Annotated in this window: 16 protein-coding genes and 2 tRNA genes; 13 read left to right on the plus strand and 5 right to left on the minus strand. The window is 71.1% G+C overall.

Annotated features, from left to right (window positions below; all coding sequences use genetic code 11):
- Nucleotides 1–612: 612 nt before the first annotated feature.
- From ACFYOJ_RS31710 to ACFYOJ_RS31730, 5 genes are all read right to left on the minus strand, one after another.
- Nucleotides 613–691: transfer RNA gene (locus ACFYOJ_RS31710), tRNA-Glu, on the minus strand.
- A gap of 177 nt (nt 692–868) precedes the next feature.
- Nucleotides 869–937 (minus strand) — tRNA-OTHER (locus tag ACFYOJ_RS31715).
- A 778-nt stretch (nt 938–1,715) separates the two neighbouring features.
- The gene (locus ACFYOJ_RS31720; RefSeq protein ID WP_356559137.1) at nt 1,716–2,159 is read right to left on the minus strand and encodes a hypothetical protein; all 444 of its coding nucleotides are present in this window, start codon (nt 2,157–2,159) and stop codon (nt 1,716–1,718) included.
- A gap of 202 nt (nt 2,160–2,361) precedes the next feature.
- The gene (locus ACFYOJ_RS31725) at nt 2,362–3,075 is read right to left on the minus strand and encodes a hypothetical protein (RefSeq protein ID WP_356559139.1); all 714 of its coding nucleotides are present in this window, start codon (nt 3,073–3,075) and stop codon (nt 2,362–2,364) included.
- Nucleotides 3,076–3,128: 53 nt separating this feature from the next.
- On the minus strand, nt 3,129–3,509 hold the full coding sequence (locus ACFYOJ_RS31730; protein ID WP_356559141.1) for a hypothetical protein: 381 nt from the start codon (nt 3,507–3,509) through the stop codon (nt 3,129–3,131).
- Nucleotides 3,510–3,750: 241 nt separating this feature from the next.
- On the opposite strand from ACFYOJ_RS31730, the gene ACFYOJ_RS31735 reads away from it, so the two are divergent.
- The 13 genes from ACFYOJ_RS31735 (at nt 3,751) to ACFYOJ_RS31795 (ending at nt 13,053) form a co-directional block, all read left to right on the plus strand.
- Nucleotides 3,751–4,134 (plus strand): hypothetical protein, encoded by a 384-nt coding sequence (locus ACFYOJ_RS31735; RefSeq protein WP_388598375.1) that lies wholly within the window; start codon nt 3,751–3,753, stop codon nt 4,132–4,134.
- A gap of 3 nt (nt 4,135–4,137) precedes the next feature.
- Nucleotides 4,138–4,338, plus strand: coding sequence for a hypothetical protein (locus ACFYOJ_RS31740; RefSeq protein ID WP_356559145.1), 201 nt, complete (start codon nt 4,138–4,140; stop codon nt 4,336–4,338).
- A gap of 595 nt (nt 4,339–4,933) precedes the next feature.
- Nucleotides 4,934–5,209, plus strand: a complete 276-nt coding sequence (locus ACFYOJ_RS31745; RefSeq protein ID WP_356559147.1) for a hypothetical protein — start codon at nt 4,934–4,936, stop codon at nt 5,207–5,209.
- 85 nt (nt 5,210–5,294) lie between these two features.
- Entirely contained in the window at nt 5,295–5,861 is a 567-nt protein-coding gene (locus ACFYOJ_RS31750; RefSeq protein WP_356559149.1) for an LPD29 domain-containing protein, read from the plus strand.
- A 210-nt stretch (nt 5,862–6,071) separates the two neighbouring features.
- The gene (locus ACFYOJ_RS31755) at nt 6,072–6,263 is read left to right on the plus strand and encodes a hypothetical protein (RefSeq protein ID WP_356559151.1); all 192 of its coding nucleotides are present in this window, start codon (nt 6,072–6,074) and stop codon (nt 6,261–6,263) included.
- A 502-nt stretch (nt 6,264–6,765) separates the two neighbouring features.
- Complete coding sequence (locus ACFYOJ_RS31760; RefSeq protein WP_356559396.1) at nt 6,766–7,188, plus strand: hypothetical protein; 423 nt, start codon at nt 6,766–6,768, stop codon at nt 7,186–7,188.
- A 79-nt stretch (nt 7,189–7,267) separates the two neighbouring features.
- Nucleotides 7,268–7,807 (plus strand): hypothetical protein, encoded by a 540-nt coding sequence (locus ACFYOJ_RS31765; RefSeq protein ID WP_356559394.1) that lies wholly within the window; start codon nt 7,268–7,270, stop codon nt 7,805–7,807.
- Nucleotides 7,808–8,090: 283 nt separating this feature from the next.
- Nucleotides 8,091–8,381, plus strand: coding sequence for a hypothetical protein (locus ACFYOJ_RS31770; RefSeq protein WP_356559392.1), 291 nt, complete (start codon nt 8,091–8,093; stop codon nt 8,379–8,381).
- Between the two features lie 73 nt (nt 8,382–8,454).
- Nucleotides 8,455–8,907, plus strand: coding sequence for a hypothetical protein (locus ACFYOJ_RS31775; protein ID WP_356559390.1), 453 nt, complete (start codon nt 8,455–8,457; stop codon nt 8,905–8,907).
- 710 nt (nt 8,908–9,617) lie between these two features.
- Nucleotides 9,618–10,196: an LPD29 domain-containing protein gene (locus ACFYOJ_RS31780; RefSeq protein WP_356559388.1), complete on the plus strand. Its 579-nt coding sequence runs from the start codon at nt 9,618–9,620 to the stop codon at nt 10,194–10,196.
- Between the two features lie 1,021 nt (nt 10,197–11,217).
- A complete protein-coding gene (locus ACFYOJ_RS31785) occupies nt 11,218–11,418 on the plus strand; it encodes a hypothetical protein (protein ID WP_356558765.1) in 201 nt (66 codons plus the stop codon).
- Nucleotides 11,419–11,510: 92 nt separating this feature from the next.
- A complete protein-coding gene (locus ACFYOJ_RS31790; RefSeq protein ID WP_356558767.1) occupies nt 11,511–12,524 on the plus strand; it encodes a hypothetical protein in 1,014 nt (337 codons plus the stop codon).
- Between the two features lie 208 nt (nt 12,525–12,732).
- Nucleotides 12,733–13,053: a hypothetical protein gene (locus tag ACFYOJ_RS31795; protein ID WP_356558769.1), complete on the plus strand. Its 321-nt coding sequence runs from the start codon at nt 12,733–12,735 to the stop codon at nt 13,051–13,053.
- Nucleotides 13,054–13,161: the final 108 nt, after the last annotated feature.

The raw sequence follows: 13,161 nt of genomic DNA on the forward strand, positions 1-13,161 counted from the left end.
GTCGGCGCGCGGTTCGTCGGACCGGGCGGGTCGTGCGTCCTTCCGCGGGTGCAGCCTGCCGGGACGGGAAGCGAGTCGGTGCGCGGTGTGGGGAGCCGCGCGGGTCGCATGTCCTGTCCCGGCAGGCCGGGGTCGGGCGATCGCGCCCCTTCGGGGGACCACCGCCTCTGGGCACCGCGGGGCGGCGCGTCAGCGGGGAAACGGCGGCTGCTGCCCGCTCCGGACGAACCGGGGTGGGGAGCAATGCGGCAGGCACCGTGCGTCGCTCCGGGCCCGGGTCCATGGCAGGCCGGCACCGGGCGCACCGCCGGAAGGGCGGGGGATTCCGGGCCTTGGCGGCCTGTCAGAGGGTTCCGGGCCCGGACGGCGAAGCGAGCCGTCCAATGCCGTTCCCAGGGCCGCACGGTCCTACCCGGGTGGGACCAGGGATGGGCCGCACGACGCCGTGAGCTTGCGGGGCGTGATCCCGCTCCTCCCCCACCCGGGGGTGTGCTACCAACACCAGAGCTCCAGAGGGGAGCTACCCCTCCTTCGACCCGCGCCGGTGATATCAGGCCGGACGGGTCCGCTTGCCGCGCCGGGAGCGCCCTTTCCCAAGGCCGCACCGGTGCGTGGTACCCCTGGCGGGATTCGAACCCGCGGTCTCCCCCTTGAGAGGGGGGCGAGATAGGCCGGACTACTCCACAGGGGCGTGTGTGTTTCCCGCCGTCGGCCGGGGACCGGATCAGGTAGGGCCCGCGAGGGCTTGCCCATCACCTTCCCCGGCCGGGGCGAGGCCGCCGTCGGCACCTCCCCAGGAACCTTGGGCGACGCGTGTCAGCGGACCGGATCCGCTGGGGGGGGAAGCATCACCTTCCCGCTGGCACGTCGTGAACGGACGGGACTTGAACCCGCATCCAACCCCGCAGGGTTGCTCTGCCAATTGAGCTACCGTCCCAGAGGGAGCGTCCTCCCTCCTTCAACCCGCACCGGGGATCAACCAGGCAGGTTCGTTCTGCTGTGCCGGTGCGCGCCCTCTCAACGGGGACCTCGCCTCTGGAGGGGGGCACACCAGCACATCGCGATCCGAGGGGAGTTGAACCCCTCCCCTCGATGCCTCAAGGGCCAGCTCCTGTAGCTGCGGATCTGCCATACAGTCCTGAGCGGCCGCTCCTGACTGTCCGGCGTCCTGCGGGGTCGATCACCCCCGCTGACTCTTTTATATTAACGCATGCACGGTCATGCATCAACCCTTAAGCGTCATCGGGCTGAGGTGCGCACGTTCGAGAGGCGCGGACTCACCGAGTGGTGCGAACCCGCAAGCCGACACCGGCGCGCAGCAGGGTCGACGCACCGGGAGCTCCGGTCGGCTATTGGCCCTCCTTGCCTGCCGGGCGAAGCGTGCCCGCGCGACAGGGATGGCGCTGCCGACGTGCCGCTGAGCCCTGTGACCGCATGGTGGCGGCCAGCCGCAGGGCCCGGCCCCCGGTACCGACCGCGAGGACCTGGCCCGCCCGTAGCGGGGACACCACGGAACCACCCAGCATGGCAGCAGCACACAGCGGGCGAGGCCGGCGCTATGCCGGGCGAGCGTGGGGCTGGTGGCGGCTGGGGAGGGCCACGACGCCCCCCCAGGCGACACTGTGGTGCGCGGCAGCGGCTGCTTCGCGGCGCAGGAACGGACCGGTCTGGCGCAGCAGGTGGCAGCCGTGGTCTGGGCGGGGGCGCGGCTGGGTTCAGATGGTGGGGGCGGTGAGCAGTGCGTGCCCGCAGGTGCGCATCCACTCCCGGTGCGCGGGGTGGTCGTGGTTGGCCGGCGGGACGGGCCACACCGGACGCCACCGCGGGGCGCGGCCAGGCGGTACGAGGACCTGGTCGAGGCGGTCGTGGTCGGCGCCATCGCCGGGGAGCCAATGCTCCAGGATGACCAGAGGACCTCGGAAGCGGGCGGTGAGCGCGGCGGCGATCTCCTCGGCCGCGTTGGTGATGCTCACGCCGAGGCCTTTCTCGGTGACGATCGCCAGATGACCGTCGTCGGCCGTCCGCCATACGCGCAGCCCAGCCAGTCCTCCCCCGCCCGCGCAGGCCGAGGGGAACGTGAAGGCCGGGTCGTCGACAATCAGGGTGAGTGGGTCGGGGATGTGCGGGAGCGATGGGAAGTCGTCGGCGGGGAGAGTCATGGCGGCTCCTTGACGGGGGACAGAGGGTGGGCAGCATCCATGCGGGGGCGTTGCCTTGCGGAGGGACGCTCGGGTGGGTCAGTCGATGCGCTCGACGTGGGCGAAGACGGGGCGCGCGCCGGGACCAGCTCGCGGGCGGTGACGCGTGCGGTGGTCAGGCTGGTGGCGTGGACGTGGCATCAGCGGGGCGCCCACCGATGTCTCAGGCCGTGTGGACCGGGGCGATGCGCTCGATGTGCGCGAAGATCACGGTGGCGTCGGCGTACTTGTCGAATCCGCGTTCGCCGACGTGGAGGGTGAATTTGTAGGTGCCCGGCGGGACGTCTACGACAGCGTAGTGGCCGAGCCTCTTCTGCCCGGGGGCGCCGCCCTTGGCCCGCCAGTCCTCGAAGTCGGCGATCGAGTACGCCCAGAGGTCGGTGCAGATGCTCGCCAGCCGGTTATCCTCCGGCAGGGAGGGCAGGTCATCGTCGTCAAGGATCGGGGAAGCGATGATGTAGCTGTTCTCCCCCTCGCGGTACAGGCCGGGGCAGCTGTTGCCCACCGGTCCGTAAGCGCAGCCGAGGGCCGCCATCGCTTCGACGACCTGAGCCTGACCGAGAGCGGTGTTGTAGGAGGCGCCGGCGTCGAAGTCGACCTCGTAGACGTCGCGCAGGTCGTCTGTGACGATCAGCTTCCCGGACGGTACGTCAAGGGTGATCTCCGTGGTGATGCCCATCGGGTACTTGCACGGGTCCTGGACGTGAACGGTGCCGTCACGAAGGACGTACGTGGGCCGTTCGTCGCAGGTGGCGCAAGTCCAGTGGGCGCCCGCCACGAACGGCTCTTCGCCGGGCTCCGCAAAGACGTGTACTGCGTCGGTGCGCTTGGGCAGGAGATCGTGGCCGTTGGTGTTCAGGGGAATCCGGCTCGACATGCTCGGGAGCTCCTCGGTGCGGTGGGTTAGCTGGTGTCGGCGGGACGGGCCGCTCAGAGGGCGGCCGCTGCTCCGCGCCAGGGCCCGGAAGTCCGCTCGGCCTGGGAGGTGAGGTGCCAGCGCCGGGTGTCGTGGCGGCAGGGGTACGCCCGCTTCTCCTGCTCTGCGCCCTCGTCGCGGAGGCGGTCGAGCTGGATACCCGCCAGCAGGTGCAGAGCGCGCCACTGGGTCGGCTCTGCCCGCTTGCCGCACCGGCACTTGGAGTCTCGGACCGGCCAGCCAGGCACTTCGAGAGGAAGGGTGTTCGTGGCGATGAAGTGGATCAGTCCTGCCCGCCGGACGCGCAACCATGCGGTCCAGCCGTCGTCGACCGAGCCGATCACGTAGAAGCGAGCAAGCCAGCCCTTTTCGAGCGTGTAGCGCGCGGCGGCCATGACGGCCGCCCTCCACGCTGGCTTCCCTCTACACGCGCGGCGCCTTAGTCGCGCTGCCGGGAGACCTCCCACCCATGCTGAGCCATCTCCTCCGCGAGGTTTTCGAGCGTTGTCGGGAGCGGGAGTTGGACGTTCACAAAGGTCTCCAGTGCAATCGCGGCGGGCGGTGCGGGGCGCTTGCACCGCCCCTCGTTTACTAATGTACTCATTGACCAATCCATGGTCAATTTTATTACGTCATTTGCATCGCTCAACCCTTCTCCTGGAGATCGCACTGACCTCGCTCATCTCGCCCGACTCCCACGGCCACCTGTCCATCCCGCACCTCGCCGCGCGCTACTCGTTCGAGCGCAGGGACACCGCCGACGGTACTTGGCGGCCGATGGATCGCTACACGATGCCCGACGGCACGCTCGCGGGCGCGAGCGTCGAGCTGGTCGGCGCTGCGCTGCTCCACCAGAAGGACAGCATGGCCACCCTCCTGGAAAACGGCCTCCTGACGCTCTTCGCCGACAACGTCAGCTTCCGGTTCACTCCGGTCGGCGGCTGGAAGCGGCTGACTCCCGCTTATGCACTCGCGGCCCGCTACGGCGTCGAGACGACGCACGCCGGGCGTGGCTCCTGAACCATGAGGGGTGCGCTCAAGGACACGGCGTCCGCCAGCGAGGTCCGCACACTTACCAACGATGTGCTGCGGATCGGCAGCGATGCCTCCGTGCACACCACCGGCGTGCTCATCGTCGAGACGCGGGCCGAGGGAATGGCCCTTCGGCTCACACCTCTTGCCGTGCCCGACCCGGTCGCGGCAGGCAGGGCCCATAGCGGCTGACAAGCGCTCAACATCGTCTCCGGCGCACCTGCCTCGGCGTTCCCTTCGCCCGGATCAGCCCGCCCTCAAGCAGCCTCGCCCGCCACCCCGTCCCCTCCGCAAAGAGCACCACGTGCCCGCCACACCGCCGCTCGAAAGCCTCCCGGACGACCAGGCCGGGCCCCAGGAGCAGTGCCACGGCCTCGTCCAGGGCTACGAGGAGGACGGTCCCACCGCCTTCGAGTGCGGCGGCCCATTGCGTCATACGGATTCGGGATACAGCTGCGCCCTCGGCCACTCCTACACCTACGTCGCTGTCCGCGCGGCGGAAAGGATGGGACTACGCCAGCGACGCGGTGGAGGCCACGCTCCTCGGCCGTGCCGGAGTGATCGGCGTACGCCCCGACGACGGCCGGCCCTGGCTGTAGCAACGCTCCGGGCCTCCGGAATGGCAGGCAAGGCCGAGCCTGGCCCTCCGTGCCGCAGCACGGGAGCCGCCCGCAGCAAAGAACCCTTTTACATTGACCTTTACCCCCAATTTGGGTACATTAGAGATTAATGGAGGGTGAGCACGCCCCCACCAGCCGCCACGAACCACCGCCGCGAGGAGTGCGCCATGACCGCCATGCTCATCGAGACCACGTTCCGCCTCCTGGGCGCCGGCGTCATCGAGGTCCTCGACTTCGACCGGATCGAGTGCGGGCAGTGCGGCAAACTCTCCGCCTTCCTCGACGACGCGGACGAGGGCACCGAAGCGGCACACGACGCCGGATGGCACGTCTACAACCTGGACGACTGCGGCTGCCCCCACCAGATGTGCTCCGACTGCGCCGACGAGTGGTGCGGCATCCGGGACGCCTCTCCCCGCTTGCTCGGGATGCGGGTCATCTGACACCGCCCGGCCGCCCACCCCCTCTGTAGCCGGAACCAGCCCGACCGCAAACGTACTCGCCCCGCCTGAATCAGAGGACACGAGCATGACCGCGACGACTTCACCGGCTCCGGACCCGCACACGGCTGACTACCTGGCCCTGCGACTGCCCTCCGGCACCTGGACCCGCCACGTGGACGACGAGACCTGGCGTATCTGGATCACGCTGCCCTGCGCGTGCCCGCTCTGCATGTCCGCGACACTGCTCGGCGCCCCAGCCTCCCACTACGAACTGCGCACGTCTGACGGGACCGAGGCGCCCCTCGTCCACGTCCGCTACACCTCGGTCGTCCCGGTGCTCCGGCCGGACGAGTTGTTCCAGACCTACGCCCCTGCGTTGACACTGCCGCAGACCGCGACCCACCTGCGCCGGATGCTGCGACGGTCCTTCCCCGGCGTCCGGTTCTCAGTCCGCCGCAAGCACGGCCGGATGCTCACCGTGAGCTGGAGCGGCGACCCCTCGGAGGTCGAGGTGGCAACGGTCGCCGCGCCGCTGCTCGCCGACTACACCGCGCCGGAGCGGCGCCGGGCGCGGCCGGTCACGGTGACCCGGTTCGGACGCACGACGCACGGAACGCCGCTCGTGGACGCGATCGCGCTGCGCCGCCGCTGACCGGCTCCCGCACCCGCCGACCGCCCCGTCCACCGGCTCCGGACGGGCGCCGGCCCCGAGGCGCACCCCTGGTCCGGCCCCTCATCCTCATCACTCCCACCCAACTAAAGATTGACCCCTCCCACCCTTTCAGGTACATTAGTGATTACCGAAAGGGCGATGCAAGCGCCCGGCCGGTCGCCACGGGCCACGCCACCACGAGGAGTCGAGATGCCGCTCACCACCGTCACCCTTCAGTCCGCCCCCGACTCGTGCACCTGCGACGGAACCGGCGCGGGCGGCTTCTTCGCTCCCGACGACGCCTACATCCCGTGCGAGGGCTGCGGCGAGCGGGTCCAGATCAACTGCGAGGCGAGCTGCGGGCGCTGCTGCCACGCCTGCCACGCCGAGGCCCCCTGCTGACTCCCCGGAGGGGGGGGGGGGGGGGGGGGGGGGGGCGGGGCGCGCCCCCCCCCCCCCCCCCCCCCCCCCCCCCCCCCCCCCCCCCCCCCCCGCCCCCCCCCCCGCCCCCCCCCCCCCCCCCCGACTCCACGCCCGCCAGAAAGGCATGCCGCGCCCTACGAACGCATCTTCAACGCCACCCTTCCACTCCCCCTGCTCGCGCTGAACTCCCCCTTCAGGGTCGGCTGGTTCCTCGCGACGCCCCAGACCGCGCCGCCTGGGGGGCGCGCCTTTGGGGGGGCCGTCGCAGCGGTACCCGTGGCGCACCCGATGGAAGCGGCACTGGCGCGACAGCACGCGCGGCGCCGGGCCGGCCGCCGTCGACCCAGGCCCTCGCACGCCCTTCATGACCCTTCTAGATTGCCACTTGCCCCCACATAGAGTACATTAGTGAATGCCGGAGCGGGTGAAGCGAGCACCTAGGCCGGATGCCACGATCACCCATGACGAGGAGTCACTCCTGATGAGCTGCCCCGCCCAGTCCGGCATCGTCCAGTCCTTCCCGCACCGCTGGTGCACTCTGGCCGGCCGCACGGTCCTCATCGCGGGCATGGTCCCCGCCCTGTTCGGCGGCGGCCCCAACGTGACGGCCTTCACGCTCATCACGCTCGCTGCCCTCGGCCTGCTCATGGTGTTCGGTGCGCGGCGCGCCGCCCGGCGCGCCCCGAAGCGCTCCATCGGCCGGGTCCGCGCGGCCGTGGCGCTCACCAGCGACGTCCTGGTGCTGCTGATTGCGGCCGGTCTCCTGGCTGGCGCCCAGCTGGGCGGGGGCTCCGGCGCGTCGCTCTCCTCCGACGGCGTGGTCACGATGGCGGGCTTCCTGGGCCTGTGCGCCGTGCACCACTTCGCGCACCGTCGTTCCCACCGCCGCGCCCGGCGGTACTGAGCCCCGCCCGCCGGGGCCGGGCGTGAGCGCCTGGCCCCGGCCCACCGCTGCCGCCTCCCCCTGCCCAGGAGGTCCCACCATGAACGCCGCCCTCGGCCACCTGCCCACCCGCTCCTGCCCTCACCGTCAGTGCGCACTCCTGCACCGCCTCATCCTTGTCATGCTGCTGCCCGGCCTGCTGACCGCCGTCGTCTACGGCGGCGCGGCCACGGCGGTGCTCCTGGTCCTTCTCGGCAGCGTCCAGCTCGGTGTGGTCCTGCTGACGCACGCCCTCATCCCGGAGGGCGCCCACCGCTCGCGGGACCGTCGTCGGCTGACCGTGCGTTCCGCGTGGGCGGCGCTCGCGATCGCTGCCGATCTGGCGGCATTTCTCGCGGCACTCGCGTTCATGACGGCTCTCGCCGTGGACCACAGCCACGCCGCCGCCCCTGCGCCCACCGCGGGCACGTTTGCCCTGCTGGGCGCCGTATCCGTACTTCTCGCTCTGCACTACGTAGCCCACCGCCGGGCCACCACCCCGGCCGTGCAGCCTGCTGCCGACGACCTGGAGCGCCACCGGCCGGGGGAGATGGAGAGCTCCGTTTGGGAGTGCGGCGACATGGCGGGGCCCTGCAAGTGACCGCCAGGGCGGGGCGCAGGTGCGCACCCCGCCCACCCCCTCGCCGCAGCTGGCACAGGGGGACACCACGTTCGCGGCTGCGGCCTGTGGCCGTCGAGGGGGCTGCGGTCATCGAGTGGCAGGCCCCGGCCCGCACACGACCTCGTAGGGAGCCGATCCCCCTCACCCAGACAGGCGACCCTTAAAAGTTGATTCCATTTAGCGAACGAGGTACATTAGTGAATCAAGGGGGGTTGGAGTTCCCCTCGCCGCCGTGATCCCGACCCGATAGGGAGTGACGCCCATGACAGAGCTCGCCACCACGCAGGGCACTGCCACCGAGCAGGAGCCGAGCGTGTGGATTCTCGAGTCCGGCGAGGACTACGAGGGCGGCTCGGTCAAGGGCGTCTACACGGACCGGGACCTGGCCGCCGACGACTTCCTCGATCTCGTGCGCGACCTCGCTCGTCGCACCCACCTTGACGTCGACCGGTCCGGCGAGAACCCCGCCACCTGCGACCTCTACGTCCACGGCGGCTGCGACTGGATCCGCCTCACCCGCTACCGCGTCACTACCCGACGCCAGCTCCGCTAGCGCAGCACGCGCCGACCGGAGACCTGGCACAGCGAGCCACCAGAACACCCGCCCACTGCACCGAGGAGCCTTCATGCCCATCACCTCGCACAGCACCACCACCGTCACGGCTCTGGGCGCCGAAGGCCGGGACCAGATGGAGCCCGTCGGCAAGTTCTGCCCGCGCTGCGAGCGCCACGCGCTGCGCGGGATCGAGTGCGGACACTGCGGTCACGTGATCATCACGGCTCTCGCGGTCGAGCCGTGCCACCCCCCGGCCTGGTCCGAGGGGTGCTGCCCGGTCTGCTTCACGACCAGCCCGGAGGTATGGGAGATCGACGGTCGATTGCGCTGCACGGTGTGCGCGGAGGGACGTAGCCGGTGGGGTGACCGGGTGAAGGCTTCGCCGGGGTGGCAGCAGCGTGCGCGCCGGGTACGGGCATGGGTGGACGAGCCCGGGAGCATGTCGTATGCCACGGAGTACGCCCCGGAGATGAGTCCGCGCACGCACTCCGCCACCCCCGTCGTTCTGCAGGTCGGCCAGTGACGGCGGCCGGGCCGGAGCGCCGCTCCTGGGAGGCGTACAGCGCGGCCATGGCCCAGGCACTGAAGGACTGCGACCTGGACCGGTATCGGCGCCTGTTCAGCGCCAGGGCGGCCGCGGCCTGTACTGAAGCCGAGGAGCGCCGGCGCAGGGCCCTCGGTCAGCCCTGACCATCCCGCACCGGCTCCGCAGCATGCTGCCGGTGTGCCTGGCGGGCTGATTCCAGATCCAAATCCTCACGAGCCACTCCAGCCAGTGCACCCCCCGGCCGCCCCCTCGGCCTTCCCGGTGGGACCTGCCCCGAGTGCACCTGCCGACTACCCCGGCCCGTACGAGGCGCTCCAGGTGGGACTGGTCGCGCCGCTCACCGCGCCGGAAGGCTGGCCCGCCCCCTGGCACACCCCCGCCAGGCCCCCGCGGGGCGCCGGGGCCGTCACCTGGTACAGGCAAGGACCTGGCCGCCCTCCTTCGCGAGCTCGTCCGCGCCCACGGCGGTGAGAGCGCCCATCAGCACCCGGACGACGAGGACTGGGGAACGGCGTTCAAGTAGGGCCGGCCCGTGTACGGGGAGGAGGGCCTGCTGTGCGGCCGCCGGAACGGGGACCTTTCAGGCTTGACGACACCCCCCTCCTTGAGTACATTAGTGATTACTGGAAAGGCGATGCAAGCGCTGGACCGGACACCACGATCACCACGATCCAAGGACGTGCGCCATGACCTCCGCCACCGCCCGCCGCCGCCTCACCTCCGCCTACCTCGCCCTGCGCCTGACGCCCGGCGCCAAGGTCCGTTACATCGGCACCGCGTCCCACGCGCACGGCCCGGCGACTGTCCAGCCCTGCTCCTGCGCCATCTGCACCGCAGATGTCCTGCTCGGCCGCCCCGCGACGCGCTACGAACTGCGGACTGTCGCCGGCCTCCCGACCGGCGTGACCCACGTCCGCCACACCTCCGTCGTGCCGGAGCCCACCGAGGACGAGCGGATGCACGCCGCGATGTACCTGACGACCAAGGCCACCGCGGTCTACCTGCGCCAACTCCTGCGCCGCACCTTCCCCGGCGTGAAGTTCTCCGTCCGCTGCGGGCGCGGGCGGCGGCGCTACGAGATCACGGTCGCCTGGAGCGGCGGCCCGAGCCGCACCGCCGTCGCCACCGTCACTGCGCCACTGCTGGCCCACTACGGCGACCCCGAGCGCTGCCGTCCGGCCTGGGTGTCCGTCACCGTCGACGGCCACCGCCACCACGGCGAGCCCCACGCCTTCGCCATCCACCTGAACCGCGCGGCATCCTGAGCCCGCCCGGCCCCGGCCACAGGCCGGGGCTCCCCCCTTCACCCAGTGCGAGGCGATCCGCAAGCGGCTGGCCGGCACCCTGGGCTGCGCGCCGCCTGCGAAGACGCTGCTGTACGACCTCGCGTACAGCGGGCACGTGGCTCCGGGCGAGTGCCTGATCAACGTGTCCTGGCAGCCGTCGCGGGCTGCTGCACTCCACCACCCCGACGCCGCTGCTGCAGACTGGTGCCGTTCCTCCCGAGCCCGTACGCAACATCCGCTCGTGCTGCGCCACGCTCAGACGCCTGCTGCCCTGCAGAGCTGACCGTTCGTGCAGATCAGAGCCGCAGCACCGTGAATCGGCGAGGGCAGCGAGCCTGCCCGGGCCGCCGTGGCAGCAGCGCCGACCGACGCACGCCGCACCGTTTCGTGTCGCGCCTGCGGGAGTGGGCGCAACACGTCCTGCTGCCCGAGCAGCACGACGTTCCGCCCGGCGCTGCACGGACATGCACTGCACGGGCCCGGCCGTGCAGCGGCGCCTAGCCTCCGGAGGCCGACTTCGTGGAGTGCGGGAGGCGGACAGTACCGCGAGAGCGGAACCGGCCGCGAGCAGCTGCTCCGATTTCGGCCGGAGGGGCGGAGGCGAGGAGCCTGAGCGAGCAGCGCCTCGTCGTCGCACGAGCCCCGTTGGGCGCGAGTGCCGGCAACCTGCCCGCTCTGCATCCCACTTCGGGCCGGCACGCCGACGGCTCTGCCCCCCACTTGCGCCGTGCCACCCCGGGACGCACACAATGGAAGGTGGCGCAATAAATTTGACTATGCCGGAGTGCTAGGGTAAATTAGTAACCAGAAATCGGGGGGCGTGAATCTACGCGAAACCCTTGACGGGTCCTTCCGGCGGAGGGGACACCGCCTCCAGATCGTTCCTGCTCTGGCGGTCGGCCGCCCTGTCCAGCGCCAAGCGCACCGTCGTTCCGCCCCCCTGCCCACGGGCGCGCCCTGCGTCCACCCGCCCTCGCCACCTCGAAGGAGGGGTTTACGTATGCCCGTCCAGACCGTCACCGTTTGCGCCGTACGCGGCCGCTACACCGCAGAGTTCTCCGTCCTCCCCGGCCGGACCTTCGGCCCATGGGACATGCACAGGATGCTCCAGGAACTGCGGGGTCTGCTCGACCCCTTTGAAGCACGGAACTTGGTCTTCGATGCGGCCATCGAGGGCACGGCTACGGCTCCCATGAGCTGACCGGACGCTGCTCGACGGTGCACCAGACCGGAGTCCCTGCGGGCCGCGGAAGAGACGCACACAGGTGCCGCACCTATGAACTGAAGGAGCATATGCTCAACATCGCAGCAAAGGACCTGTACGTCGGCGCCGTCGTCCTGAGCGGCACTCATCTGGAGACGGTGGAGTCCTTGCGCCGGCAAGTGTCCCCGGACGGTATGGCTGTGGGCGTCTCGTTCGAGGCGACCGAACAGCAGCAGCGGCCGGGTCGCCACCTCGTCGTCGAACCCGACCACGAGTTCACGCTGGCCCGCGTGCACAGCGTCGCGTGGATCATCCACTCCAGGCACCGCAACGCCCGCACCATCCAGGACCGGGCGCGCATCGCCGTCCCCTACGCGTTGCGCCGTCACTGGGCGTCCCGGCAGAAGTGGAACGTGGTGGAGCGCCTCGTCGAGGAGCACACGGTCATCACGCACCGTCCGCTCGGACTGGACGAGCTGCCCGGCCTGGGCGTGCCCACGCCGGCACCGCCCACCCCTGACAGCTCCCGCTTCTACCGGCTTCACCGCCAGGGTCCCGCCGTGCTGCCGACCGGAGACGCCGTACGCGGCGAACTGGCCCGCCTTGCCGAATTGCATCGGCGCGATCACGGCCCCACCGACTGGGACATGGCCCAGCGGCTCCCCGCCCGCGGGAACATCTACAACTGCCTGAGCTGCGCCCGCTCCCCGTTCGACCTGATGCCGGTGGAGATCGTCGTCGAGCGCACCTACTGGGACGTCGTCCTCGACGACCTGCCCAGCGGCTGGGAGTACGAGCTGTGCACGGCCGCTGCCTACGAGCGGCATCTGCTGATGGGCACCGTCACTCCGCCGCCGCCGGGTGAGTCCAGCATCGGCGGCGGGGACATCGTCGAGTTCCCCGCCGACGGCAGTCGGCACAACACCGGTCCCACTGCCCGCGCCAAGGTCACCAATTCCGCCCCCGGCAACGACCTCGTAACCGGCGTGCCGTTGGCCCTCCTCGCAGGCCCGGACGGCCGGTCCTTCCGTCGCGCCCTGTCCGGCTGCGTCCGCATCGCACCGCCGGTCTTCCTCTCCGCCTCCGACGAGGACACCCGTTGACGCCTCACCGAGGCGTCCCGGCCCCCGAGCCGACGGCGGTGACCGCGGCCGACGCTCCGCCCGGCTCCCCCGCGCCGCGCCGGCCCCGCCGTCAGGTCGAGTCCGTGCTGCAGTACCCGGCGGGAGCTCGGCTGTTCCGTCCCTGCGATCCCGCCCGGGCCCCCACGCCGTCCTCGGCACCTGGTTGGACGCCTCGACCCGCAACCGGATGATCTTCCTTCGGGTCCCCGGCGGCCAGACCACCTCGGCCCACCCGCACGGCCTGGTCCACCTCGGTCCTGCGCTGCGCCCCACCGCGCAGCAGATCGCGGACAGCCACGCCGAGCTGGTCGACGCGCTCGGCGAGAAGACCGCCGCCTGCTCGATCTGCCGCTGCGTACCCGGCTTCTGGAACACCGCCGCCCGATGCGCGGCTGGCAAGCGGCTCATGAGCGACCTCGGAAACCTCCACCACTACCGGGACAACGTGCTGCCCTGGCTGGCCGGACTCCCAGTCGATCCCTCCCGGGTGCGCTGGGGCAGCACGTGATGGTCCGTGCCGACGACGGCGAGCGGCCCGGGGTCGTGTCCCTCATCGATGACGAAGGCGTATGGCACGACGTCGGCGATGACGGGCTGATCCTCCTCCGTTACCGCG

Source organism: Streptomyces sp. NPDC006384 (genome assembly GCF_042870695.1).
In the GTDB taxonomy this organism is placed as follows: Bacteria; Actinomycetota; Actinomycetes; order Streptomycetales; family Streptomycetaceae; genus Streptomyces.